15 protein-coding genes and 1 pseudogene are annotated in these 23,474 nt (G+C 44.5%); 9 read left to right on the top strand and 7 right to left on the bottom strand.

The window, feature by feature from the left end; genetic code table 11:
* A complete protein-coding gene (locus GSF13_RS02075) occupies positions 1-801 on the bottom strand; it encodes an AraC family transcriptional regulator (RefSeq protein ID WP_010607478.1) in 801 nt (266 codons plus the stop codon).
* Positions 802-899: 98 nt separating this feature from the next.
* Entirely contained in the window at positions 900-1,373 is a 474-nt protein-coding gene (locus GSF13_RS02070) for a nuclear transport factor 2 family protein (protein ID WP_010607479.1), read from the bottom strand.
* 453 nt (positions 1,374-1,826) lie between these two features.
* Here GSF13_RS02070 and GSF13_RS02065 point away from each other — a divergent pair, with 453 nt between their 5' ends.
* The 3 genes and pseudogenes from GSF13_RS02065 to GSF13_RS02055 all read left to right on the top strand — a co-directional run bounded on the left by GSF13_RS02065 (position 1,827) and on the right by GSF13_RS02055 (position 8,678).
* The gene (locus GSF13_RS02065) at positions 1,827-4,481 is read left to right on the top strand and encodes a glycoside hydrolase family 16 protein (RefSeq protein WP_211865862.1); all 2,655 of its coding nucleotides are present in this window, start codon (positions 1,827-1,829) and stop codon (positions 4,479-4,481) included.
* Positions 4,482-4,551: 70 nt separating this feature from the next.
* Positions 4,552-7,502 (top strand): annotated as a pseudogene (locus tag GSF13_RS02060) (TonB-dependent receptor).
* 597 nt (positions 7,503-8,099) lie between these two features.
* The gene (locus GSF13_RS02055) at positions 8,100-8,678 is read left to right on the top strand and encodes a LysE family translocator (protein ID WP_249122666.1); all 579 of its coding nucleotides are present in this window, start codon (positions 8,100-8,102) and stop codon (positions 8,676-8,678) included.
* A 272-nt stretch (positions 8,679-8,950) separates the two neighbouring features.
* On the opposite strand, the gene GSF13_RS02050 is transcribed toward GSF13_RS02055, so the two are convergent.
* The 4 genes from GSF13_RS02050 to GSF13_RS02035 all read right to left on the bottom strand — a co-directional run bounded on the left by GSF13_RS02050 (position 8,951) and on the right by GSF13_RS02035 (position 14,212).
* Positions 8,951-9,490 carry a YqcI/YcgG family protein gene (locus tag GSF13_RS02050; RefSeq protein WP_045990757.1) on the bottom strand — a complete coding sequence of 180 codons (540 nt, stop codon included), beginning with the start codon at positions 9,488-9,490 and terminating at the stop codon, positions 8,951-8,953.
* Positions 9,491-9,763: 273 nt separating this feature from the next.
* A complete protein-coding gene (locus GSF13_RS02045) occupies positions 9,764-10,168 on the bottom strand; it encodes a DUF1801 domain-containing protein (RefSeq protein ID WP_130165296.1) in 405 nt (134 codons plus the stop codon).
* 249 nt (positions 10,169-10,417) lie between these two features.
* Positions 10,418-12,958 (bottom strand): exo 1,3/1,4-beta-D-glucan glucohydrolase, encoded by a 2,541-nt coding sequence (locus tag GSF13_RS02040; protein WP_211865858.1) that lies wholly within the window; start codon positions 12,956-12,958, stop codon positions 10,418-10,420.
* A 3-nt stretch (positions 12,959-12,961) separates the two neighbouring features.
* On the bottom strand, positions 12,962-14,212 hold the full coding sequence (locus GSF13_RS02035; protein ID WP_206471127.1) for a sugar MFS transporter: 1,251 nt from the start codon (positions 14,210-14,212) through the stop codon (positions 12,962-12,964).
* A gap of 185 nt (positions 14,213-14,397) precedes the next feature.
* Between GSF13_RS02035 and GSF13_RS02030 the strand changes: the two genes are divergently transcribed.
* The 6 genes from GSF13_RS02030 (at position 14,398) to GSF13_RS02005 (ending at position 22,000) form a co-directional block, all read left to right on the top strand.
* Entirely contained in the window at positions 14,398-15,741 is a 1,344-nt protein-coding gene (locus GSF13_RS02030) for a GH1 family beta-glucosidase (protein ID WP_211865857.1), read from the top strand.
* Between the two features lie 69 nt (positions 15,742-15,810).
* Positions 15,811-16,818: a LacI family DNA-binding transcriptional regulator gene (locus GSF13_RS02025; RefSeq protein WP_010607488.1), complete on the top strand. Its 1,008-nt coding sequence runs from the start codon at positions 15,811-15,813 to the stop codon at positions 16,816-16,818.
* Positions 16,819-16,824: 6 nt separating this feature from the next.
* Positions 16,825-18,411, top strand: coding sequence for a sugar porter family MFS transporter (locus GSF13_RS02020; RefSeq protein WP_211865855.1), 1,587 nt, complete (start codon positions 16,825-16,827; stop codon positions 18,409-18,411).
* 115 nt (positions 18,412-18,526) lie between these two features.
* Positions 18,527-20,275: a hemopexin repeat-containing protein gene (locus GSF13_RS02015; protein ID WP_211865853.1), complete on the top strand. Its 1,749-nt coding sequence runs from the start codon at positions 18,527-18,529 to the stop codon at positions 20,273-20,275.
* Positions 20,276-20,395: 120 nt separating this feature from the next.
* Entirely contained in the window at positions 20,396-21,406 is a 1,011-nt protein-coding gene (ltaE, locus tag GSF13_RS02010) for a low-specificity L-threonine aldolase (RefSeq protein ID WP_211865851.1), read from the top strand.
* Positions 21,407-21,493: 87 nt separating this feature from the next.
* Positions 21,494-22,000: a hypothetical protein gene (locus GSF13_RS02005; protein ID WP_206471123.1), complete on the top strand. Its 507-nt coding sequence runs from the start codon at positions 21,494-21,496 to the stop codon at positions 21,998-22,000.
* A gap of 237 nt (positions 22,001-22,237) precedes the next feature.
* Here the strand turns inward: GSF13_RS02005 and GSF13_RS02000 are convergent, their stop codons facing one another.
* Positions 22,238-23,467 (bottom strand): alginate lyase family protein, encoded by a 1,230-nt coding sequence (locus tag GSF13_RS02000; protein ID WP_211865849.1) that lies wholly within the window; start codon positions 23,465-23,467, stop codon positions 22,238-22,240.
* Positions 23,468-23,474 lie beyond the last annotated feature (7 nt).

Here is a 23,474-nt window from a genome sequence, read left to right as displayed (position 1 = left end):
TTAACAAGCCTTGCTATATTGACTGGGAGTGATCCCCATATTCTTTTTAAAATGACGGTTGAAATGGCTTTGGTCATAAAAGCCTACACTTAATGCTGCATGGGAAACACTTTTGCCACTGCGCAGTAATGCCTTGGCATGATTAAGCCGGTGTTGTATTTGAAAGGCATGGGGAGTGAGGCCGGTGTGGGCCTTAAACACACGAATAAAGTAAAAGGGACTCATGCCGACAAGGCTCGCTAAGGAGTCGAGTGATACATCTTCAAATAAATTATCCAAAAGAAAATGGCGTGCAGTGGTAATTCGTTGCTTAACCGAAGGGGTTTTTGTATCGAATGTGACTTTGCCTTGCTTATTGCTTAAATAAGATAGCAGAGTAATAAGCTGAGACTGCTTTTCAAGCACGCTGGTATCACATTCTAAGACGTTAAAAGTGGTGTCCATGAGTGCCGCAAGCGCTCGGTCGTGTACCACTGCATCATGGAAAAAAGGAGCTATTGCCTTGCCATCACCAAGAAACTGATTAAATAGTTCAGGCGTTGGGTAGAGTGAACGGTACGAAGACTTATCTTTTGACGCCTTTCTGCAATCGTGCACCTGCTCTGCATTAATCAAAATGACACTATGCTGACTAGCTAAGTGTTCACCGCCACTGCGGTAGAATCGCTGTGCACCACTATCCACTAAGGCAAGCGTATAGCCGCTGTGGCTATGTCTACCAAAGTCTTCCTGCTTATCAATGTTGTGTAGTACTTCTAGGCCACCGAGTTCACGATGAAAACTAAACTTTGAGTGTTGCATAATTCTCTCCCCCATTGATGAAAAGCGTATCTGTCTTCACTCAAAAAGTCTTGTACAAAATTGCACAATGCCACAAACAATAACTGGGTTAATAACGCCTAATGCCAAGTCTCTTTTTTGATCACGTTAACAAGGCGGTGATTGATTAAGCATCGGCCATCGATTACTTTAAGCTCGTCTTCATACACTCCGTTAAATACGGTGATTGGGGCATCTGATTGAGATTTTGGCTGCTGATAAAGAACAAAGTAGCTTTTAGCACTAAACTTATTTGCCTCGATAGGTTGAATATCGGCACTGGTTATCATGTGCATACTTTTTGTTGTTTTTATGGCTTGTTGCTGCCTTATTGTTATTTCTTCAGCACCAGTAATATTGATACTGAGTGCTGGGATACTAAATGTTGCATCCTGTGTAAAAACACTTTGGTATGCTTGTGCTGAACCCGAATCTCGATATTTTATGTAATTGTGCAGTGTCGTTTCACAGAGGCGCTGGTTACTGCTTGGCTTGGTGGTCATGCAACCACTCATAACACCTGCCGCTGCAACTAAAAGGAAATATGATTTCATAACGTAACCCTAATTTTTTGCTAATAATCTCAGTGAATTTAACCGTATTGTCAACCAAGCTAAAGCGTATGATTTATCTTGACGTAACGATTGCGTAAACATGTAAAGCCCCTTTACGGCTTTTTCTGCTATGGTTTTATTAGATGCTACTGATCTGTTAAGTATGTATTTATATCATGCAGATTTTCACCTTATGACAATTTAATATTGACGAATAAATTAACTTAGTTTACTTTTGTGAAAGCGCTTACATTTTGCGGTTGTTTTTTTAACTTTATTTGTAAGCGCTTACATTTGTTGCTGGGAACGCGCTGAGTAGTCTTCCAGCGTATAGCTAAATAACCTGCTCTGAGAAACGATGAGTTAATCGACGGCTTATCTAAGCCTCAGGTTAAATAATAAAGTTCTTAGCATTCAACCATTTGACAACGACGTTTTGCATCGGGGTAACTGATGAAAATTGCAGCAAGAAAATTAACAAGGCTATGCACCGCAATCTCTGTGGCTATCATAGCGGGATGTGGCGGAAGCGCCGAGACAGAAACTAATTATAAATCCGTTGATACCACAGCGCCGGTTTCAGACTGGACGCTAGTGTGGAGCGATGAATTTGATAGCGATGCGATAGACACATCTAAGTGGACGCACGAGGTAAATTGCGACGGCGGTGGCAACAATGAAAAACAGTGTTACACCGACAGTGAACAGAACGCGTTTATTGCCGATGGCATGCTGAATATTGTCGCTACCCCTGCGCAAGCAGGCGCACAACTGCCGTATACCTCGGCAAGATTGAACACCAAATATAAAGCTGACTTTAAGTATGGCAGATTCGAAATGCGGGCCAAGCTACCAAGCGGGCAAGGCAGTTGGCCCGCGTTTTGGATGTTGCCTACGGATGAGGTTTACGGTGGCTGGCCCAAGTCTGGTGAAATAGACATTATGGAAGCGGTAAATCTCAAGGTCGCTAGTGAAGACGGCTCGGTTGAATCTAACGTGCATGGCACGCTTCATTACGGCCGTGATTGGCCTAATAATGTTCACACCGGTAAAGCATACGCCATACCTGATGGTGTAAATCCAGCCGATGACTTCCATACCTATGCTGTGGAGTGGCAAGAGGGTGAGATCCGTTGGTACGTTGATGGTTATCTCTATGCCACGCAACGTCAATCGGAGGTTCGTTACAACTCAAAGCAAGAAGCGGTTGGTTTAAAACACCGTGGATGGTTTGCTGAATACTACGAGCAAGGCTCAGGCGAGCTGGTTACTCATTGGGATAGTGCGCCTTTTGATCAACAGTTTCACCTTATCTTAAACCTTGCCGTTGGCGGTGATTGGCCTGAAAACGTTAATAATAAAGGTATCGACTCGGACGCCTTTGTGAACGGACAATCGTTTGTGGTTGACTATGTCAGAGTGTATGAATGCGGCTTTAACCCTGAAACGGGCAAAGGATGTGAAACGGTGCGTCCAGGCTACGACGACCTTGAGGATGCGTTAGTCGAAGGCGAAGCACCTATTCCGTCGCCACCTTCTTCGGGTACCGCTAAAAACCTAACCATCTTTGATGATAATTTTAATGTTAATTGGCCAGCTTGGGATTGTTGTGGTGGCTCTACGCCTGCATTGGTTGCAGACGAAAGCCGTGGCAATGTTGTTGAGTTTGTGGTCGGTGAGACGCCAACCGTAAATGGTTTTACCAGCCGTGCCGAATTTATCACAGATCCAAGCGGTAAAGCCTCGCCATTTGATGCAACGAGTATGCTAGAAGCGGGCTATATTCGGTTCGATATGCAAGTGAAGCAAATGCCTTCAGACCCAAGCGCAGCATGGAAATTTAAAGTTGAAAGCCAAGGTGCTTCTAGCGCTGCTGAACTCGATCTTTTTGCAAGCGTTGAAGGACAATCACCAGCCGCAGGCTCGTGGCAAACTTATACCTTCCCACTACAGCAGTTGGCTGATGCAGGACTTGATGTATCAGCTATTGATGTCGTGATGATCTTCCCAGCATGGGGTGCCGGAAACGGTGCTATCTATCGTGTTGATAAGGTTGAGATTGCACAGGATACAAACTTACCTTCGTTGACCTTATTTGAAAATGCCATTAACGCTGAGTGGCCGCTTTGGGATTGTTGTGGTGGCTCGACACCGACTGAAGTCTCTGACGATGCGACGCATGGTATTGTTGCTGAATTTACGATTGGTGACACACCAACGGTAATGGGGTTTTCGTCTCGAACAGAAGTGGGCGGAGCTGGAAAGCCGTTTGATGCAACTGCAATTTTAGCAGGTGGCGTAGTACAGTTTGAGATGAAAGTCATGAGCTTACCGTCAACGCCTGATGCCCCTTGGCTACTTAAAATTGAGTCTGACAATGCCGCGAGTGCGGTTGAGCTACCACTATCTGAATCACAAGAAGGTGCAGCGCCACAGGCCGGTGAATGGCAAACCTATACTTTCTCAATTGAAGCTTTGGCTCAGGCTGGTCTTGATCCAAGTGCAATTGATGTGGTGATGATTTTCCCAGCTTGGGGCTCAGGTAGCGGTGCGGTTTATCGTGTTGATAACGCAAAAATCTTTCATCCTGACGGTGACAAGGCGAGTGGCGGTCTAAGCTTATTCAAAGATCAAGCTGCTGAGCAGTGGTCAATTTGGGATTGCTGTGGTGGCTCTACACCCACAATAGAAGTAGACGAAGATGCAGCCCATGGTCAAGTTGCGCAATTTGTTATTGGTGCAACCCCAACCGTGATGGGGTTCTTAGCGGATGACGATGTCTATTATGATGCTTCCCATTTACTAGAAACTGGCGTAGTTAAGTTTGATATGAAGGTGACTTCAGCACCTGCAAATATTGACGCTCAATGGCTGTTTAAAATTGAGTCAAATGATGCTAGTGCGGCGGTAGAGCTTGCTCTAAACCAAAGCGCTGAAGGTCAAGCTCCAGAAGTTGGCAAATGGCAAACGTATACGTTTCCACTTCAAGCTTTGTACGATGCAGGACTCGATATTAGTGCCATTGATGTCTTGATGGTATTCCCCAGCTGGGGAATGGGTGAAGGCGCCGTTTACCGCATAGACAATGTTGAAATCATCAGTCAATAAGCCAGTGTGGATCGCCAATAGTGCTTTGAACTCGGTGATCCAGCAGCAAGAATAGAATCGCAGGGCAGTCATGAATAACAAACAATTCAATAAAAGTAAGCTTGCCGTTCAGTTGTCGCTAGCAATAGCGATGAATGCGGGTATGGTCAGCATAGCTCAAGCAGAAGAGCAACAAACAGCCGAAAAAGTCGAAGTGATCGAAGTGAAAGGGATCCGCGGAAGTTTGATCCGTTCAATGGATTTAAAGCGCTCCGCATCGGGGGTTATGGATGCCATTTCGGCAGAGGAAATGGGGAAATTTCCAGATACCAACTTAGCCGAGTCTTTACAGCGGATCACCGGTGTTTCGGTCAGCCGCGCCAACGGTGAAGGCAGCCAAATTACCGTACGTGGTTTTGGGCCTGATTTTAACTTGGTGACATTAAATGGTCGTCAAATGCCGGGCACAGGTAATACTCGTTCGTATAACTTGGAAAACCTAGCCGCAGAAGGCGTGAGTGCGCTTGAGGTATATAAAACCGGACGTGCTGATGTACCAAGTGGCGGTTTAGGGGCTTTGGTCAACATTGTCACGGGTAAGCCACTACAACGCCCAGGGCAACACTTTAGCGCAACAGCAAAGGCGATTGTTGATACCTCTAACGAAGCGGGAGATGATGTTACACCTGAGGTTTCCGCGGTTTATAGTAATACCTTTGCCGATGAAACCTTTGGTTTTGGATTTTCCTTCTCCCATCAGCAACGTGATTTTCAAAAGCAGCAAGCCAATATTCAAGGCTGGCAGGCCAATGTTGATCTACCTGATTTAGACCCATCTAAAATCATTGATGGCCGTGCTGAAGATGCCGAGGGTAATAAAGTCGGAAATTACTTTTTTCCAAAAGACATGAACTACGGCATCGAAGATCTAGAGCGAGAAAGAACGAACGGTCAAGTTACCTTTCAATATGCACCAACTAACGGTTTTGTTGCCACCTTAGATTATACGGCAAGCCTTGCCGTAACTGGCTCTAATACGGTGGGGTGGGGTATTTGGAATGAGTTTGGCGGTAATATTAACGCCTATGAGTTAGATGCAAATGGCACCGCGGTTTATGCCGATATTGGTGGTAATGATGCGTCGTTTACTGCTAATAGGAATACGACGGAAGTCGAGGCGCGTTCACTTGGCTTAAATCTGGACTGGCAAATTAACGATAATTGGCATGTAGAGCTTGATTATCACGACTCGAAAAACGAAACCGATAATGGCGCAGATAAAGGCTTGGGTAGTGATGGTCAAATCATCTTAGGCTCAGATCAGTTACTCACTAAGATTTATGACTATCGGCAGGGCGAAGTGCCACATGCAAATGTGCTTTGGAAAAATGGCACGAATGAACTCATGGCAAGTGAAATTGATTCTAACTTTAGCCAATTTATCCATTCTCCCGGAGAGGCGACAGTCGAGCAGTTACAACTTGATGCCACTTGGTTTAACGACAGTTTTGATATTGGCCTAGTCAGTGTGCAGTTTGGTGCAGCTCGCACTGAACAGTCAACTGGGGATATGAAGCGTGGAGTGGTTTGCGAGGAGGACCGGGTTTTAACCCTTCGTTTAAAGAAATTTTCCCAGATAGCATGTTTACGCGCCATGAAACTGGCGATTTGCTAGACCAATTCGCTGGTGGTGGCAGTGACCTACAGCCGGGGTATTACTATACCTATGACTTTGATGAAGCTATTGCAAGGCAGCTTGCGTATCTTACAGAAGATGTGATCGGTGCTGACTACTACTCGGCGGATGCCTATTTTGATGGCATAGATAGCCAAAGTCGAGTTGATGAAACCACTGACAGCATCTACTTGCAATCCAAATGGGAGTTTGAATTTTCTGACTACTTTGTGCAGATCAACGCAGGCCTACGCTATGAACAAACGGATGTGACAAGTGTGGTGCGTCAGCGTGTGGAAACGCAAGTGAATTGGGACAGTCCATCTGAGTGGATTATGCAATACGCTGCAGGCGGTGATGACAATTTCTTAACGCAGGAAGGGGATTACGACATTCTATTACCGATGATCGATGTGCGTTTTGATATCACCGAAGATTTAATTGCACGAGCGTCTTGGGGCAAAACAATGTCGCGTGCGCCGCTTAGTAATCTTGCGGGTGGCAGAAGTTTGTCAGGCAGCCCAAAACCAGGAGCGAGAACTGGCTCTCGAGGCAATACAAATCTATTACCGTTTGAGTCGACAAACCTAGATTTTTCACTTGAATATTATTACAACGAAGGAAGTTACGCGTCACTTGGCTACTTCAAAAAAGAGGTCGATAACTTTATTCAAACCACAATCACGCAAACCACCATTGAAGGTCTTTACGATATTTACAATGGTCCAAGGTATAAACAAGCGATTGCAGACATTGAAGCCCGTGGAGAGCAGGCAACCAGTGATGCCATTTTTGCGCAAATGATCGCCAATGGTCACGGTAATGCCGATGGCAAAATTGAACCAAGCAGTGACGATCCATTGATGGTATGGAACATCAGTCAGCCACAAAATACCGATAGCAAATCGGTTGATGGTTTTGAAGTGGCGGTACAGCACCTATTTGGTGAAACGGGTTTTGGCCTTGGTGTTAACGCAACTTATGTTGATGGCGATGTTGAGTTTGATAGTGAAAGCCTAGTGCAGCAAGCACCGCTGACGGGGTTGAGTGACTCGGCTAACTTCCAAGCATTTTACGAAAAAGACGGGTTATCTGTGAAGTTAACCTACGCATGGCGTGACGCTTATCTTATCGGGGTAGGTCAAGCGCAAGGCTCGGCAGATGCACCACCGCAATATGCCAAGTCTTACGGTCAATGGGACGTTAGTGTGAATTACGATATTGATGAGCAGTTTACGGTGTTCTTTGAAGGTATAAACTTAAACAATGAAACCGAGCAAGGATATGGTCGTTATGAAGAGCAATTCTTATTTGCTCGTCAATACGGTCCAAGATACTCGGTTGGTGTGAGGTATACTTTTGAGTGATCTTTTTCGCATCAGTTCACTAGGGCCTGTTGACCTTTGCTGTTTGATTTTTGTTCTCCTGAGTGTGTTTTGATCGCGACGCTCGACTTGCCGCCTAGTAATCTAAGCAAAAGTTGAGCAACAATGAACAAAGCGCACTCAGGGGAACCCAAAGGGCAGCGCTTGATTGGCATTTCTACTGTGTTATCGCCTAACTTACATAGAATAACTATGCTACGCAGGCTCTGCCTTGTATAAATACCAATCAAACTGCTGCAAAAACAAACTTGAAAGATCAACAGGCCCTAATACCAATTTCACTTAATTAAGCAAATTGGCATAAAAATGCAGACCGATGAGTCTGCATTTTTTTGGCTCTAAACTACTTACTTTAGTAGGGGCGACTTTATGTCGCGCTCATTCAAGCGCATATTGCATAGGGAAATGATAAGGCTGAGTTCGAAGATGAATATCATTGATAAACTCAGTACGTAGCTCCAACCTATCGCATATTACTTTGTAAATTCATGATTTAGTGTGATGATGCAGTGAGTGTGAATCGGACATGTTTGCGGGGTTGATGTTTTGGACAATTATTTGCTGTTTGTAGGTGTCGCTTTGGCGACAATTTTATTACCAGGGCCTGCGGTGATGCTGACTATCAATAACTCAATTCAAAGAGGCTTTGCCAAGTCTTTAGCTGGTATTTGTGGTGTCGCGCTCGGGATTTTGATTGTCGCTGCGGTATCGGCATCAAGTTTAGGTGTGATCTTAGCCAGTTCCGTGTTGGCATTTACGGTCGTTAAATTTATTGGCGCTGCATATCTTTTCTATTTAGGCTACAAAATGTGGCGAACTAAAGGTGAGAGTAAATTAGGCAAGTCTATTGCTGCAAGTACGATGAAAAAGTGCTTTTTAGAAGGCTTTTTTGTTTCGATCACCAATCCTAAGGCTGTTATTTTCTTTATGTCTATCTTTCCGCAATTTATCAATGTGGAAAATGCCTTTATGCCGCAATTTATGTTGCTGGTTTTTACCTTTAGCCTGCTGGTGTTTATGGTGCATATTTCTTATGCGGTGTTTTCTGGCCTTGCTAAGACTAAATTGTCGTCACCGAAGAGCATGACGATGATGAACAAAGTGAGCGGTGGCGTGTTTTTTGGGTTTGGCGCCGGTTTAGTTGCCGCCGGTAAGTAGTTTGAGTGGCTTAAAAATGTAAGCATACTCCCTTTTCCCGCGAGTAGTTAAAGGGAGCAAAGCTTGAATTCGGCATCGCTTAGCTCCGCACTGCAGCAGGCTTACTCGCCTTAGTGCGACTGGTTGGGCTACTTAGATTTGAATAAGCGCTTGAAGCACTCATTAAGCCAAAACAACCCAAAGTTGTTAATATGCCAATGACGACGTAAATAATAAAATCGATTACCATGATGTTGCTCATATCTAGTTCCTCTCCGTTGGTACAATGTGCATTAAATTCTGTGGGTTTCTACGTGTGATTCGACGACACGGAAACTCTGTGGGACCTCAAACTGAGGCATTAAGTTAAAAACAATCGCTGGGTACTTAAACTTTCTGTTTCTCGATGCGCTTGTAGGGCTTAAACAAGTGATATAAAGCGGCTCGCCATCCAAATTAAAATGAAAATTATTGCTGCAATCTGACGATTGAGAATGCGGCCCTCTCGGAGTGCTCTGCGAAACTAGGTTTTGCAATTCCTGCAGTTTACGCCAAACAGACTTATTAAAGTCGCTGTCATCTAAGTGTTGGCTCTGCTCAAAAACCGCCACAAACGCGGCACTTTTCATGCTGTCAAAATCTACCTTTTCGACAAAAGAATAGAGGCTCGTTATCAAACTAAAGTTGTTGTGTCTTGAGGTGAGATCGCCAAAACCTAAAACCTCAACATGGTTAAACGCTAATTCGGCTCTATTACCACCACAAATGCATGGAAATTGCTGCTTGTTCACGAAATCAATAAAACTATCTTGCAGCTCGGGTTGTGGTGTCATGTTTTATGCTCCTAATATTGTTATTTGCGCTAGTTGGTTTTGGTGGTTTCCAATGCTGAATGGCGAAATGCATCTACATTGTTTATCTATCACTATGTAAGCAAGGCTCGAACCACAAATTTAAATGTTTAAGTTATTGAATTTAATTGATTTTTAATCTTCGTGTTTTAATGGGGTAAATTTTTCACGTTTTATTCAGGTAAGAAGTACACGGTTGTAAAAATTGGTAACGGTGGGTTTTTCGCTCCGGGCAAGGTTTACCCAGATTGGTTGTTATTGTCCGAGTAAAGGTAAGTTTTTGAGGTTTTTATAGTCCATTGCAATGGCGATACAGCGGTAGAGTAGCGCAGCTGGCATGTCTTCTTCCAGTTTAAGGACTATCGCTCGGTTTCCTTCAAACTGTAACTCGTCGGAAAATAGTACTCTAAATGTATCAACTAGCTTCGTTTGACAGTGAAAATAAAGGTGATAGTTAGTAGGCGTTTTGGCTTTCCAAGCCATACGGAAAGGACTACCCGATTTAACATTAAAGCTTAACTCTCCCCACTTTATTGCCTCAATCACTGCGCCAAAGTTTTGCTCACTGGCAACCTGCATAACGAGGCTTCGCAGTGCCCTGATTTTTGCTTGTGCAGCAGGTGGATAGGTACTAATCACTTGTTCGGCTATGTTTGACACTCTGGCTCTTCCTTGGTGTTAGCTCATTTAGCTCATAAAGTAGAGTATTAAATTGAGCAGGTGAGGGCAAGTGTGCTCTTGGTGTGACTTTTTAAATCGCTTGTTTGTGCCCTGTAAAAAGAATAAACGAGCGCATCAGACAATTGGCTTACCTTAGATCTCTTAAATTCTAGTCCACATTAAAGTTGCTTCATTAGACACTAAAAAACGATGTGAACACAGCCTCGTGCCCACATCGTGTTAAGGGGACTAATTGCAGCTTAGTGTTGGTGATGCTTCTGAAGAGATCTGTATCTCAGACAGCGTTACCTCTAGTATTCCAGCGGTTGAAAGCTCGAAAGGGACAACGGTTTTAGTGAAGTCCATGCCTTGGGCTGTAAAGCAATTGAGGTCAATGCTTAGTGATTGCCATTTGGCTAAAGGCATAGCTTGAAGTTGCTTAGCAATATCGACTTTTGCGGTGCATGAGCCGTTTGCGTCCGCTTCGCCTTCACAGCTCATCGCTACCCAAACCGGTTTATCTGGCGCTGCATCAACTTGTACTTTAAAGGTAAGAGCGCTGTCGGTTGGAATACTTGGGCTTATGTCTTCTCTAAAGTAGCTTTCACTAGCGAGTCTAAAGCCGCTGCGTCGACTACCGTCAAAAAGTAGCTGAATGGCATCTTCTTGTACTTCTCTGTCCGTTGTGCGGTAGCTAATACCACCAAGCGTATGGGTGTTGGCATTTATCAGTTGATTTTCGGCACTGCTGTATAAATGGCCTTGCCAAGGTTTATTGATTGATCTTACCAGCAAGTCTACACCGCTGGCGAGATTTGCCTGAGTTTGTATTTGCTCTGGTAAATTATCTGCTAGTACACTTTGGCCTGAATAACGTAAGCCAAAACCATAAGGTAAAAGCGGGTCGTAATTTTCATCTTGGTAATTTACGATTTGTATCGGCGTTTTTGGCCAAGAGTAACTAAGCTTGCCAGTAAAATCATACTTAACTTGGCCATTTTTGTCGGCCAATAATACATCGCTTATCCCAATTCCCTCAGATCCCGGTAACCATGCCGCCACAAATGCATCGGATGCGTTGAGTTCGGGGTTTACCCACATTGGGCGACCACTGATAAACACCGCCACTGTAGGAATTCCAGCTTGTTTAAAGCGTTTGAGTAATGCGAGATCAGATTTATCAGACGGCTTGTATTCAAGTGTTGCTCTATCACCGTGGCCTTCTGCATAGGGATCTTCGCCAAATACCACAATGGCAACGTCAGGCTTATCTTCGAAATCACCGCGAGTATATAATGTGACGGTGCCACCAGCCGCTTCTGCTTGCTGCTTTATACCATCATAAATAGAAGTAGCGCCCGGGAAGTCGGCATTGGTGTTGTTGGTACCTTGCCAGGTAATGCTCCATCCGCCCGATTGTTTGCCGATATTGTCGGCACCATCGCCTGCTAACAAAATATGTTGGTTCGGTTTAAGTGGTAATAGTTGATCTTTGTTTTTGAGTAAAACCAGTGACTCACGTACGGCTTGGCGCGCGACTTTACGGTGCGACTCTGCGCCAATGATTTCTGAGTTGCCAGCCAATGGACGATTTGCAGGACTTGGTTTTTCAAAAAGTCCCGCACGGAGTTTAACTCTTAAAATACGACTTACTGCATCATCAATGCGAGACTGCGCGATAGCGCCGCTTTTTGCTTGCGCTAGCGTATTGTTGTACAAGGCTTTCCAGTCGTTCGGGGCCATGACAATATCAATGCCGGCATTAATGGCCTCTGCACAGCTGTCGTTCGTACAGCCTTTTATTTGGCCGTGACCATTCCAATCGCTCACCACAAAACCATCAAAATTCATTCGCTCTTTGAGCACTTGGGTAAGCAAATAATGGCTGCCATGCACTTTTTCGCCATGCCAACTGTTAAACGATGCCATCACCGATTGTGCTCCGGCTTCAAGTCCGCCTACGTAGCCTTGAGCGTGAAGTGCAATTAACGCTTTTTCAGAGGCGATGTTGTCGCCTTGGTCGTCACCATCAACTGTGCCACCATCGCCGACAAAATGCTTTACCGTGCTGATCACGCGGTTCTTACCAAGAAAGTCCGCCTTAGGATCGCCCTGTAAGCCTTTAACAATAGCGCTGGAATACGCTTTTACGATGTCGGGATGCTCCGAGTATCCTTCATAGGTGCGTCCCCAGCGATCATCACGTACCACCGCGACCGTCGGGGCAAAGATCCAATCAATCCCGGTGGCTAACACTTCTTTTGCGGTAATGTGGGCGATTTTCTCGATGAGATCTGGGTTATTTGCCGCGCCAAGGCCAATGTTATGTGGAAATAGCGTAGCGCCAATGACGTTATTGTGGCCATGAACCGCATCCGTTCCCCACATGGTAGGAATAGTGCTGCCATCTAGGCTATCGTCAATCGATGCTTGGTAAAGCGCTTCGGCAAGTTTGACCCAATCAGCAGGCGTTGCATGTTTGTTGTTGTAAGGAAATGCGCCACCACCATTGAGATATGAGCCGAATCCGTATTCTCGCATTTCTGCGACGGTAATATTTCGAATCTCAGGCTGGATCATCTGCGCAATTTTTTGCTCCAGAGTCATCTTAGCGAGTATCGACCGAACTCTTTCTTCTAGATTGTTATCGGTTTGGATAGCAGGCGTCAGCGCTGGCCAATTTTTCACTTGGCGAGCTGCATCAACACTGGTTTTATTTGGGCTTTCGCTACATCCGGTTAAGGTTGCGACAGCCATTGCAAGACTTAGCATGGTTATTTTCGTTTTCATGTCTTAATTACTCTTGAAACGCTGGGGAGTTGCGCCTGTTAATCCAAAGTAGGCGATGTAGATATAGCATAAAGCTGGCAGTAAGAATGATAGCTGCAGATTGATTCCGTCTGCTAGCATCCCTTGAAATAGCGGGATAACTGCACCGCCAACAATAGCAAGACAGAGAATACCAGAGCCTTGTGCCGTTTGTTTTCCAAGCCCATTCAACGATAAGCTAAAGATAGTCGGGAACATCACTGAGTTACAAAGCCCGACCGCCAAAATGCTCCAAAGGGCGAGCTGACCGCTGCTAATTACTGCGATAAGTACTAATGCAAATGCACAGGCTGCATTAAAGGCGAGCACGGTTCGACCCGATATTTTCTGCATGACTAGCGCGCCAATAAAGCGTCCGACCATGGCTCCACCCCAATAATATGCGATGAGCTTTGCGGCTTGGGCTTCGGTCATGTTGCCAATGTCCGGTTGATGTAAGAAGCTAACGAGTGTTGAGCCAATCGCCACTTCAGCCCCAACATAAACGAAAATACCGATTGCACCAAGCACCAAATGTTTATGCTGCCATGCCTTGATTTCACCTGTGGTGACTTCCTCAGTAGTACTACTTAGCTGGGGAAGTTTGATAAAGGCAAAGATCAAAGCCAATGACGCGAGCATGGCTGCTAACATTAAGTAAGGCAATTGGGTTGCGCTGGCATTGCCCACCTCAACTGTGCTTCCCTCACTGAAGATGAGCATGGCGCCAAAAAATGGGGCGACAGTCGTACCAAGAGAGTTAAAGGCTTGGGTCATGGTGAGTCGTGCAGGGGCAGTTTCGGGAGAGCCAAGTACACTAACAAACGGGTTAGCAGCAACTTGTAGCACTGTGATCCCTGCCGCTAGTACAAATAGCGCGAATAAAAACACGCCGTAGATACCACTTTCAGCCGCTGGGTAAAAAAGCACACAACCAACGCCTGCGGTAAGTAATCCAGTTACAATGCCTTTTTGATAGCCGATTTTTCCAACCAATTTGCCAGCTGGCACCGAAACAACAAAATAGGCGCTAAAAAAGCAAAATTGGATCAGCATCGCTTGAGTGTAATTAAGCTCAAACGCGCCTTTGAGGTACGGAATTAAAATATCATTCAAGCAAGTAATGAAACCCCACATAAAAAATAGTGAGGTGAGGGCCCCCAAAGCAAATCGGTACTGACCAGTATGGCCCGTGGCGATTGCTGCTGAAACCTGTGGTTGAGACGGTACGCTCACGACAAACTCCTAGTTGATTTTTTTTGGTAAAGCGCTTACATTTATAAAAATGAAAGCGCTTACATTTTTAATGATGATTGCAGAAAGCGAACACGAATTCAAATAAAAAATGTTTTTGCTTTGCACTGTGACTAACACAACACGCTCGTACCTTGGCGTGAACACATAACTTGGAACGATTAACCATGAATAAAATTATCCTGCCAACACACTCGGCCATGTTGAAGGCAGACTATATTTTCGGCGTTGCGACTTCGTCATTTCAAATCGAAGGTGAGCGGCGTGGGCGTTGTGAGTCAATTTGGGATAGGTTTTGTGAACATGATGGCGCGATAAAGGATAGTAGTAACGGTGATATTGCCTGTGAGCATATATCTAGGTGGCAGCAAGATGTTGAACTCATAACCAGTTTGGGGGTTGACGCCTATCGCCTTTCTATTTCTTGGCCAAGAGTAATGAATGATGATGGCACGGTTAACGATGCTGGACTTTCATTTTACCAACAATTGGTCGATGCGTTGGTTGCTAAAGGCTTAAAAGTGTTTGTCACGCTATATCACTGGGACTTACCACAAGCGCTTGAGGATAAGGGCGGGTGGCTGAATCGAGAAACGGCTGTGGCGTTTGCACGGTATACCGAGGTGGTATGTAAAGCGCTTGGCGATAAAGTATATGCGTACACCACGTTAAATGAACCATTTTGTAGTGCACATTTGGGGTATGAATTAGGTATTCATGCACCGGGCTTGCGCTCCCAAGCGGCGGGACGACAAGCAGCTCATCACCTGCTTCTTGCCCATGGTTTAGCGATGCAAGTGTTAAGTGCGCATTGCCCAAATAGCCTCCATGGAGTCGTGTTGAATTTTGCCAATGCGGATCCTGTGTCTACAGCGCATTGTGACGTGGAAGCGGCAAAAATCGCGGATGATTACTGTAATCACTGGTATATCAAGCCAATTCTTGAAGGGCAGTACCCAGATTTACTTGCCCAGCTCCCCAAAGACGTACAACCAGATATGCTAGCTGGAGATTTAGAGATTATTGCTGCCCCCATTGATTATCTTGGCGTGAACTATTACACCCGAAATATTTATCAATCTGATGGTAATGGATGGTATGAACAAGTTGAGCCTAGTGCCGAAACGCTCACTACAATGGGCTGGGAAGTCGTGCCAGACTCATTTTGTGCATTGCTTCGGGAGTTACATGCTGAGTACCAGTTGCCACCACTTTATATCACAGAAAATGGTGCTGCCTTTGACGACAAAATGGAAAATGGCGAAGTATTAGACGTGCAAAGGCTGGCTTACTTCCAATCTCACCTGCTCGCGGTTAATCAAGCAATGGAGCAGGGCGTTGATATTCGTGGCTACTTTGCATGGAGTTTAATGGATAATTTCGAATGGGCAGAGGGGTATACGCAACGCTTTGGTATTGTGCACGTTGATTATCATACTCAGCAAAGAACCTTAAAGGCGAGTGCAAAAGCCTACCAAACGATGCTGTTTGAGCGTAAATCAAGTGTCTAAAACTATGCGCATTTTTAGCCAAAATTGGTATAGTGCGCAGATACAACTGATGGAATAAAAGTAATAGATATGGCAACGATTTACGAAGTCTCAAAAGCTGCAGGGGTATCATTAGCCACGGTGTCACGGGTGATGAATGGCAATGCAAAGGTGAGTGACAAAACCAAAGAGAAGGTGCTCGCGGCAATGTCAGAGTTAGGTTATAAACCTAACGCCATCGCGCAATCTTTGGCTTCTAACCGCAGTAACAGTGTGGGGCTTATGGTATCTGAGCTACACGGCTCTTTCTTTGGTGACATGATGAGCACCATAGAGAGTACGCTAAGAACGGCGGGTAAACATGCCATTATTGCTGCGGGCCACAGTGATGAAGAAAAGGAACAACAAGCCATCGAATTTTTATTGGATAGGCGCTGCGATGCCTTAATTGTGCATGCAGAAGCAGTCAGTGATGAATATCTCATTGAGCTTGCGGGACGAGATGTAGAACTGGTGCTAGTGAACCGCCACATTCCAGAGTTGGCAGAGCGCTGCTTTTATACTGACAACGAACTGGGTGGATACTTAGCGACTGAGGCGCTATTGCAGCGCGGACATCGAGATATCGCGTATATCAGTGGACCGTTATTTAAGCTTGACGCCAAAGCGCGTCTGGCTGGTCATCAAAAAGCCTTAGCTGAATACAATGTGTCATTTGATCCTAAGCTCTCATTTGAAGGCGGTTATCATGAAACCGATGGCATCGCGGGATTTAATCATTTAATGCAAACAGGGCAGCGCTTTAGTGCCTTGGTTTGCGCAAACGATGAGATGGCATCAGGTGCGATGACTGCGGCCAGAGAAGCTGGACTTGATGTCCCATCAGCGCTTTCCGTTGTAGGCTTTGACGATGTGTTATTTACCAAATATCTTTATCCAAAACTCACCACCATAGATAACCCCATTCGTAAAATGGGCAATGCGGCGGCGCGTTGGGTACTTAAGTATGTGTATAAAGAGAAGCACCAACCCGATGTAGAAAATCTCTACCCACCAACTTTAATCTTGCGCGATTCTATCGCCGTAAAAGCAGAGTAATAAGCGATGACCAGCTTGTCGATATCCAATGCATTAAAGTACACCTTAATTGTATCGTTAGGCGGGTTTATTTTTGGCTTTGATGCGTCGGTGATTTCGGGTGCAATTGGCTTTATCAGTGAGGCCTTTAAGCTCACCCCATGGCAGCAAGGGATAGTCGTGAGTGCACCTACCTTAGGAGGGTTGGTCGCAACACTTATTGCAGGACCGGTGGCAGACGCTATTGGCCGTAAGCAAACATTGCTGATGACCGCGTGTTTGTATTTTGTCTCCGCGATTGGCTCGGCTTTCGCAACTTCGTTTGAAGCATTGGTGATTGCGCGTTTCATTGGTGGAATGGCATTTTGTTCTTTGATGGTGGCGCCCATGTATATTGCTGAGATCAGCTTAGCGGATCAGCGCGGGCGTTTAGTATCGGTTAATCAGCTCAATATAGTCGTTGGCCTATTTATCTCCTATTTCACTAACTATTTCTTACTTCAGCTCAGTCATAGCGAAGCAATGTGGGTGTCTGGTTGGCAAATAGATACTCAAACATGGCGCTGGATGCTTGGTGTTGAGGCGCTGCCAGCACTGGCGTGGATTTTGTTGTTACTGTTATTGCCACGAAGCCCTCGGTGGTTATTGATGAAAGATCAGCAGCTAGAGGCTAAACGCACATTAACGCGATTATTTGGTAGCAACAATGCACAACAGCAACTTGATGCTATTCAAGCGGCGTTACCTAAACTGCAACTGAGTAGTTTGTCGCTTGCGCGCAAAATGGGCAGTTTGTTTAGTAAGAGACTTCGTGTCCCTTTGATGGTAGGGGTTGTGCTTGCCATCGCGCAGCAAGTCACCGGGATTAATGTGGTGTTTTTTTATGCCCCGACCATTTTTGAGCAAAGCGGTATTGGTACTGATGCTGCATTTATGCAAGCGATTTGGATTGGTCTGATCAATGTGGTTTTTACCATCGTTGCGCTATTGACCATAGATAAACTCGGACGGCGGCCATTGTTACTCATCGGGTTAACTGGCATTTGCTTTAGTATGGCGTTGTGTAGCTGGGGTTTTAAACAAGCAACTTATCAGCTAAATACAGCACATATTGCTGAAATTAAGACAGAAGTAGCCGATTTTCCTACGCATGCATTAGCACCAATATTAGGGCAGACTTTCACCTCCGATGTTGCATTTAATGACGCGATAAAACAGCGTTTAACTGCAGATGAGTACCGGCAATACAAGTCAGTGATTTTCGCACACAGTATTAATATGCCAGCAAAACTGGTTCTGCTTGGGATTTCCCTTTTTGTCGCGTCGTTCGCGATGTCGCTGGGGCCAGTCATGTGGGTAATGTTTTCGGAGATATTTCCAAATGCAATTCGAGCCGTTGCGATTTCCGTTGTCGGTGTGATTAATAATGCCGCCAGTTTTACTGTACAACTAGTGTTTCCGTGGGAGCTTGAATATTTAGGGGCAAGCACGACCTTTTTATTGTACAGCCTGTTTTCATTGCTTTCGTTTGCGCTGGTATTTTTGTTTGTGGAAGAAACCAAAGGTAAGAGCTTGGAGCAGCTAAGCGAAAGTTTGGAAGCAAGAGCAGGTTAGCAAAACCCCGCGATAAAATATTTTTTCATGTAATTTTTTTGTAAACGATTTTTCATGTTTGGGATTTATTATCTTTCTTGGACTAGTCCAGAAATTCACATTTAAAGGAAAGATAATGAAATTACCCGTGCTTAGCAGTGTATTACTTGCACTTTCATTTACCGCAAGTGCAGATGCATTTGAAAACAAAGTATTGCTTATTGGTATCGATGGCCTGCAATACGAAAAAATTGGTGCCAATAATACACCGAACTTTGATCGCCTATATCTAACTCAAGCTTACACTGGCGGGATCGCAAAAACACAAACACAGCAAAAAACCAAAAGTGGCCCAGGTTGGGCGACAATTTTAACTGGGGTTTGGGTGAATAAGCATCAAGTGCCGAGCAACGACTCAGGTCTAGCAAACAAAGCCTATCCCAGTCTTTATCGTTACATCGCAGAACATGATGCTAACGCCGATATCTCAAGTTTTAGTACTTGGGGACCTATTCATACGCAATTCTTCAGTGACGATGTTGCCTTGATGGACAGAAGATCGGAGGGAGGCAGCGACGACGATAATTTAAATAAAGCGCTGGCTACCTTAAACAGCGGCTCACCAGATTTTGTCTTTTTACATTTAGATGAACCGGACGCTGTGGGCCACAGCTTATGCTTTGGTTCTGCCTACAATAAATCGGTAGAAGATGCGGACAAGCGACTGGGTAAACTGCTCGACGCGGTTGAAGCAAGAGAGCAAAGCGGTGAGAACTGGTTGGTGATGGTCACCACTGATCATGGCCGTACACCGGTTGTTGGCTGTCATCACGGTGAGCAAACCGAGCCGGAAAAAACCATCTTTATGGCCACTAACAAAGTGTTGAATAAAGAATTTAGCTTAAAAGATGTTAATCCTGCTAATACCGACTTTTCTGGTTTATATGGCTATCCAGCACAAACAGCGATTGTACCGACGATTTTATCTTACATGGGCATTGAAACAAATGTGCAAGCGGGTTTTGAAAGCACGCCGATGTACGGTGACTTAGGGGTTCGTAAACTCAATTATGGTAATAAACTATTTACGTGGCTAAATGGTGCGAATGTACAAACGCGTGTTTATCGAAATGATCAACTGATTGAAACTTTGCCTGCGGGTGTTGCCCAGTGGCAAGACCCGCAGCCCGTATCTGGCATCAATAACTATAGCTTTGAGCAACAGGGTGTGCATGTTGGTTATCGAGTTACCGAGCTGAAACTCAGTGCGGCGCATCAGTGGCACAATACTAAAAGCTACTTTTTCTCTGAAGATGCACGCTACTGGCGTTACGATACTGTGTTAGATAAAACGGATGATGGCTATCCGGTATCGGTGACTAATGGCAACTGGCCGGGACTTGGGGATTATGCAGAACAAATTCGTGCAAGTTTTTATAAAGACAGTGGTACGGTGTACTACTTCCTATCGGATGGTCAATACCTAAGCTATGACGTACAGAGCGATAAGGTACGAGCAGGTTACCCTAAAACAATTGATAACAATACTTGGCCGGGACTTGCTGCCTACGCAAATAAAATAACCGCAACCCTTCGTTGGACGTCCGATAAGGTGTATTTCTTCCTAGATGATGGTCAATACTTACGCTATGACTTGGGAGATGACCGAGTGGACAGTGGGTATCCCAAAGCTGTCAACGATAATACTTGGCCGGGACTTGGTGCCTATGCGACAAAGATAAGTGCAGCATTAAAGTGGAACGACACGCGTGCCTATTTCTTCTTAGCTGACGGTCGCTATCTAAGATATAGCATTACTTTTGACAAAGTGGATGCGGGTTATCCTAAAGCCATTGATAACGGTACTTGGCCCGGGTTGCAGTAAACACTGCAAAAGTAACGGATCTTGAAGGGAGTGAACAACTCCCTTTTTCATCTTGTTTTTTACTTCAATCCGCGTTTTTCAGTTATACTGTGTGCTCCTCTTTTGACAAGGATAAGATTGATGGATTTTAGATCTGATACGGTTACGCAACCGACCCCCGCCATGAAACAAAGCATGTTTGACGCGCCGCTTGGTGACGATGTTTATGGTGATGATCCGACAGTGAATGCACTTGAACAGTTTGCGGCTGAGCGTCATGGTTTTGAAGCTGCGCTGTTTACCAGCTCAGGCACGCAAGCAAACCTGCTTGCACTGATGAGCCATTGTGAAAGAGGGGATGAATATCTTTGTGGCCAACAGGCGCATAATTATAAATTTGAGGCGGGTGGAGCGGCTGTGCTTGGCTCTATTCAGCCGCAACCATTGGAAAACGAGGCCGATGGCAGTATTTGCTTAGAAAGAATTAAGCAAGCGATTAAACCTGATGATTTTCATTTTGCGAAAACTAAGCTGCTTAGTTTAGAAAACACCATTGGTGGCAAGGTGTTAAGTCTAGAATATATCGCACAAGCCAGAGCGCTGTGTGACGAACATGGCTTAAAGCTCCACCTTGACGGTGCAAGAGTCTATAACGCTGCAGTCGCGTTAAAGGTTGATATCACAGAAATCGTAAAGCATTTTGATTCATTTACTATTTGCTTATCTAAAGGACTTGGCGCGCCGATTGGCTCTTTATTGCTTGGTGATATAGCATTGATAGAAAAGGCGAGAAGGCTTAGAAAAATGCTTGGAGGTGGTATGCGTCAGGCGGGCATGCTCGCGGCGGCTGGTCTTTATGCTTTGCAACATAATGTAGAGCGTCTCGAGGAAGATCATCAAAACGCGCAATATTTAGCTGATAAACTTGAGCAACTGCCTGGGTTTAAGCCATGCAAGCACTTAGTACAGACGAATATTATCTTCGCTGAAGTGGAAGCTGGCATTGATCTTTTTACTATAGCAAAGCAGTTAAAGGCAAAGAGCATCAATATCACTCCAGGATATCAAGGCATGCGATTTGTGACGCATATGGGAGTGAGCCGCGCCGATGTGGATGAGCTAATAACAGAACTCACCAATTTGTTGATGTGATAGGTATTATATTTCGTTACATTTAACGTATTCTATTTGGGAACGTTTACTGCTAGTTTTGTGCGAAAGTTATATAAGGAAAATTCAATGCTCTCTTCGTTGATAAAGGCGACGTTTGGTATTTCTGCTTTGCTAATCAGCACCGTAAGCATTGCCAATTCGGTCGATTTTTCTGTTGGTACTGGCTATCCATTTTTTGGTCAAATCGAACTTTCTCTTCCACAAGCCGATAGTAATAGTCGGTGGTACGGAAATTACCTTATCGGTTTAGATGATGGGTTTTCTATAGGCTATGAGAAAGCGGTGTCTGATAATAACAAACATGCAATAGGCGTGGTGTTAGGGGCTTTGGGGGCACGAGATGCTGGGCCAGCATGTGAAGATGATGATGATATTACATGTGGTATTTTTGAGCCAATTATCGATTTACTTGATGATGAAACCACCAATGGCGCAGGTTTAAGTTATAGCTATCACTTCTCGGGTATAAATCAGTCTGGATGGAGTGTGAAGCTGGTGGCTGGTTATGGCGAAAGCGGCGAGTCTCATAAAAAGCGTGCTGATGGCAGCTTTTTAGTTAGTTACCAATTTTAGCGCTCTCTTGTGATGGCTCTTAAGAATATTTCACCACGGATTTAGATTAGACAGGAGCTGACTTACCACTTTTATACCAATCAGCTACATTGAATAGTCTATTTTGGACTCAGAAAGTCTCGCTGATAATACCAATTTGCTTAATTAAAAGATTGATTAAGCGCTATGAAGAATAAAAGCCAAGTGCCTAAAGAAACTTGGCTTGTTAACGAGTAGTACAATATTTAGCACTACTGCTTAACTACTGACGATACTTTTAGCTGGCGTGTTGCTCTTGTTGGGTACAGGTGTTTTCGCGTTAGACGTTAAAGGCATTACCGCTGGGAAAGTAGCGATTTGAGCGAAGCTATAGGGATAATAAAGATTAAGGTTTTTACTTAACTTAAAGTCTATGTGCTCGATAGAACCTCTTTCGTGGCAGGTGATTGCAGCTTCAAGTCGAGAAATAGTTTTGTTCATCGTTATCTTCTTTTCTCTATTACCCTGACTATTTATCAATTCATCAATTTGCAATATATATTTTATCGGATAGTAGTTATATAACGAGTAACTTACAGGGTTGTATCGTGTGAGTTCAAATGGTTGATCGCCATTGTTATCAAATTGAATTTCAAATCGATTTTTCAGCGTGTGGTCCACGATTAACGCCACGCAACGCTCTTCATTCAAAAATAAGAGAATATAAGCAAGTAAAACATCGACCCAGCTGCCACGGTTATTTTTTCTCGCAACTTCAGTTAAACCGCTTTTGGAGCTGAGGATCCACTTTGCAAATTCTCGTAGCCAAACTTTGAAGCCATGAAGCGTTTCTAATGTCAGCTTATCTACAACCAATGCACAAGCTTCAATCGCGAGTAAAAGCCAGCGCGAGTCTATAATACCCAAGCCATATTTATTGCCCGTCCAAGGCATAATTTGCGCAAATTCCATGTGAGGCGTCATTGCTGTATTTTCATTGATAAACCAAGTTTTTATTTGTGACTCAATGAATTCGATTTTATCGTTGCTGGGCGTATCGCGGTATGAAAGAGAAACAGCATGCAGTCTTGCACAGACTTGTGCTAACTTGGGCTTATCAGAAATACTAGCTAAAAAAGGGTTGGATCTACTATCTCTATGTTGAACTGTTTCTCGACTTTTCGTCAATGGGTTAGTATTTTCATTAACATAGTAATAGGGAGCGAAAGAGAGGTAATCTCTATCACAACCACTAGGTGGTAATATGGTTTTTTCAGATATAGAAATGACACCTTGTTCCATGGCTTGTTCAGCAAGGCTGTGTAAATCGGCTTTGTTTGCTTGAAGTAATGCTTCTTGATACTTAGACTTAAGATGCACAAAGTACTTGTGTAAGTTTGCATCGCTTTCAATCTCTAAGTTTTCAACAACACCTCTGACTTTTTTTCTGTAGTTAAATATAAGTTTAGATATTGATAGGTTAGTTATAACCTTTAGATTTTCCTTCATGCAACTT

The sequence above is a fragment of the Pseudoalteromonas sp. M8 genome, from assembly GCF_018141365.1.
Lineage (GTDB): Bacteria > Pseudomonadota > Gammaproteobacteria > Enterobacterales > Alteromonadaceae > Pseudoalteromonas.
Note: the sequence above shows the minus strand (reverse complement) of the source record. Positions and strands in the feature narration are given on the sequence as shown.

What these genes read in the sequence shown, in the direction of transcription:
- GSF13_RS02030 (WP_211865857.1), top strand. Translation starts at nt 14,398, where the DNA reads ATGAATAAAATTATCCTGCCAACACACTCGGCCATGTTGAAGGCAGAC.
- GSF13_RS02020 (WP_211865855.1), top strand. Translation starts at nt 16,825, where the DNA reads ATGACCAGCTTGTCGATATCCAATGCATTAAAGTACACCTTAATTGTA.
- GSF13_RS02025 (WP_010607488.1), top strand. Translation starts at nt 15,811, where the DNA reads ATGGCAACGATTTACGAAGTCTCAAAAGCTGCAGGGGTATCATTAGCC.
- GSF13_RS02015 (WP_211865853.1), top strand. Translation starts at nt 18,527, where the DNA reads ATGAAATTACCCGTGCTTAGCAGTGTATTACTTGCACTTTCATTTACC.
- GSF13_RS02000 (WP_211865849.1), bottom strand. Translation starts at nt 23,467, where the DNA reads ATGAAGGAAAATCTAAAGGTTATAACTAACCTATCAATATCTAAACTT.
- ltaE (WP_211865851.1), top strand. Translation starts at nt 20,396, where the DNA reads ATGGATTTTAGATCTGATACGGTTACGCAACCGACCCCCGCCATGAAA.
- GSF13_RS02070 (WP_010607479.1), bottom strand. Translation starts at nt 1,373, where the DNA reads ATGAAATCATATTTCCTTTTAGTTGCAGCGGCAGGTGTTATGAGTGGT.
- GSF13_RS02075 (WP_010607478.1), bottom strand. Translation starts at nt 801, where the DNA reads ATGCAACACTCAAAGTTTAGTTTTCATCGTGAACTCGGTGGCCTAGAA.
- GSF13_RS02050 (WP_045990757.1), bottom strand. Translation starts at nt 9,490, where the DNA reads ATGACACCACAACCCGAGCTGCAAGATAGTTTTATTGATTTCGTGAAC.
- GSF13_RS02065 (WP_211865862.1), top strand. Translation starts at nt 1,827, where the DNA reads ATGAAAATTGCAGCAAGAAAATTAACAAGGCTATGCACCGCAATCTCT.
- GSF13_RS02005 (WP_206471123.1), top strand. Translation starts at nt 21,494, where the DNA reads ATGCTCTCTTCGTTGATAAAGGCGACGTTTGGTATTTCTGCTTTGCTA.
- GSF13_RS02040 (WP_211865858.1), bottom strand. Translation starts at nt 12,958, where the DNA reads ATGAAAACGAAAATAACCATGCTAAGTCTTGCAATGGCTGTCGCAACC.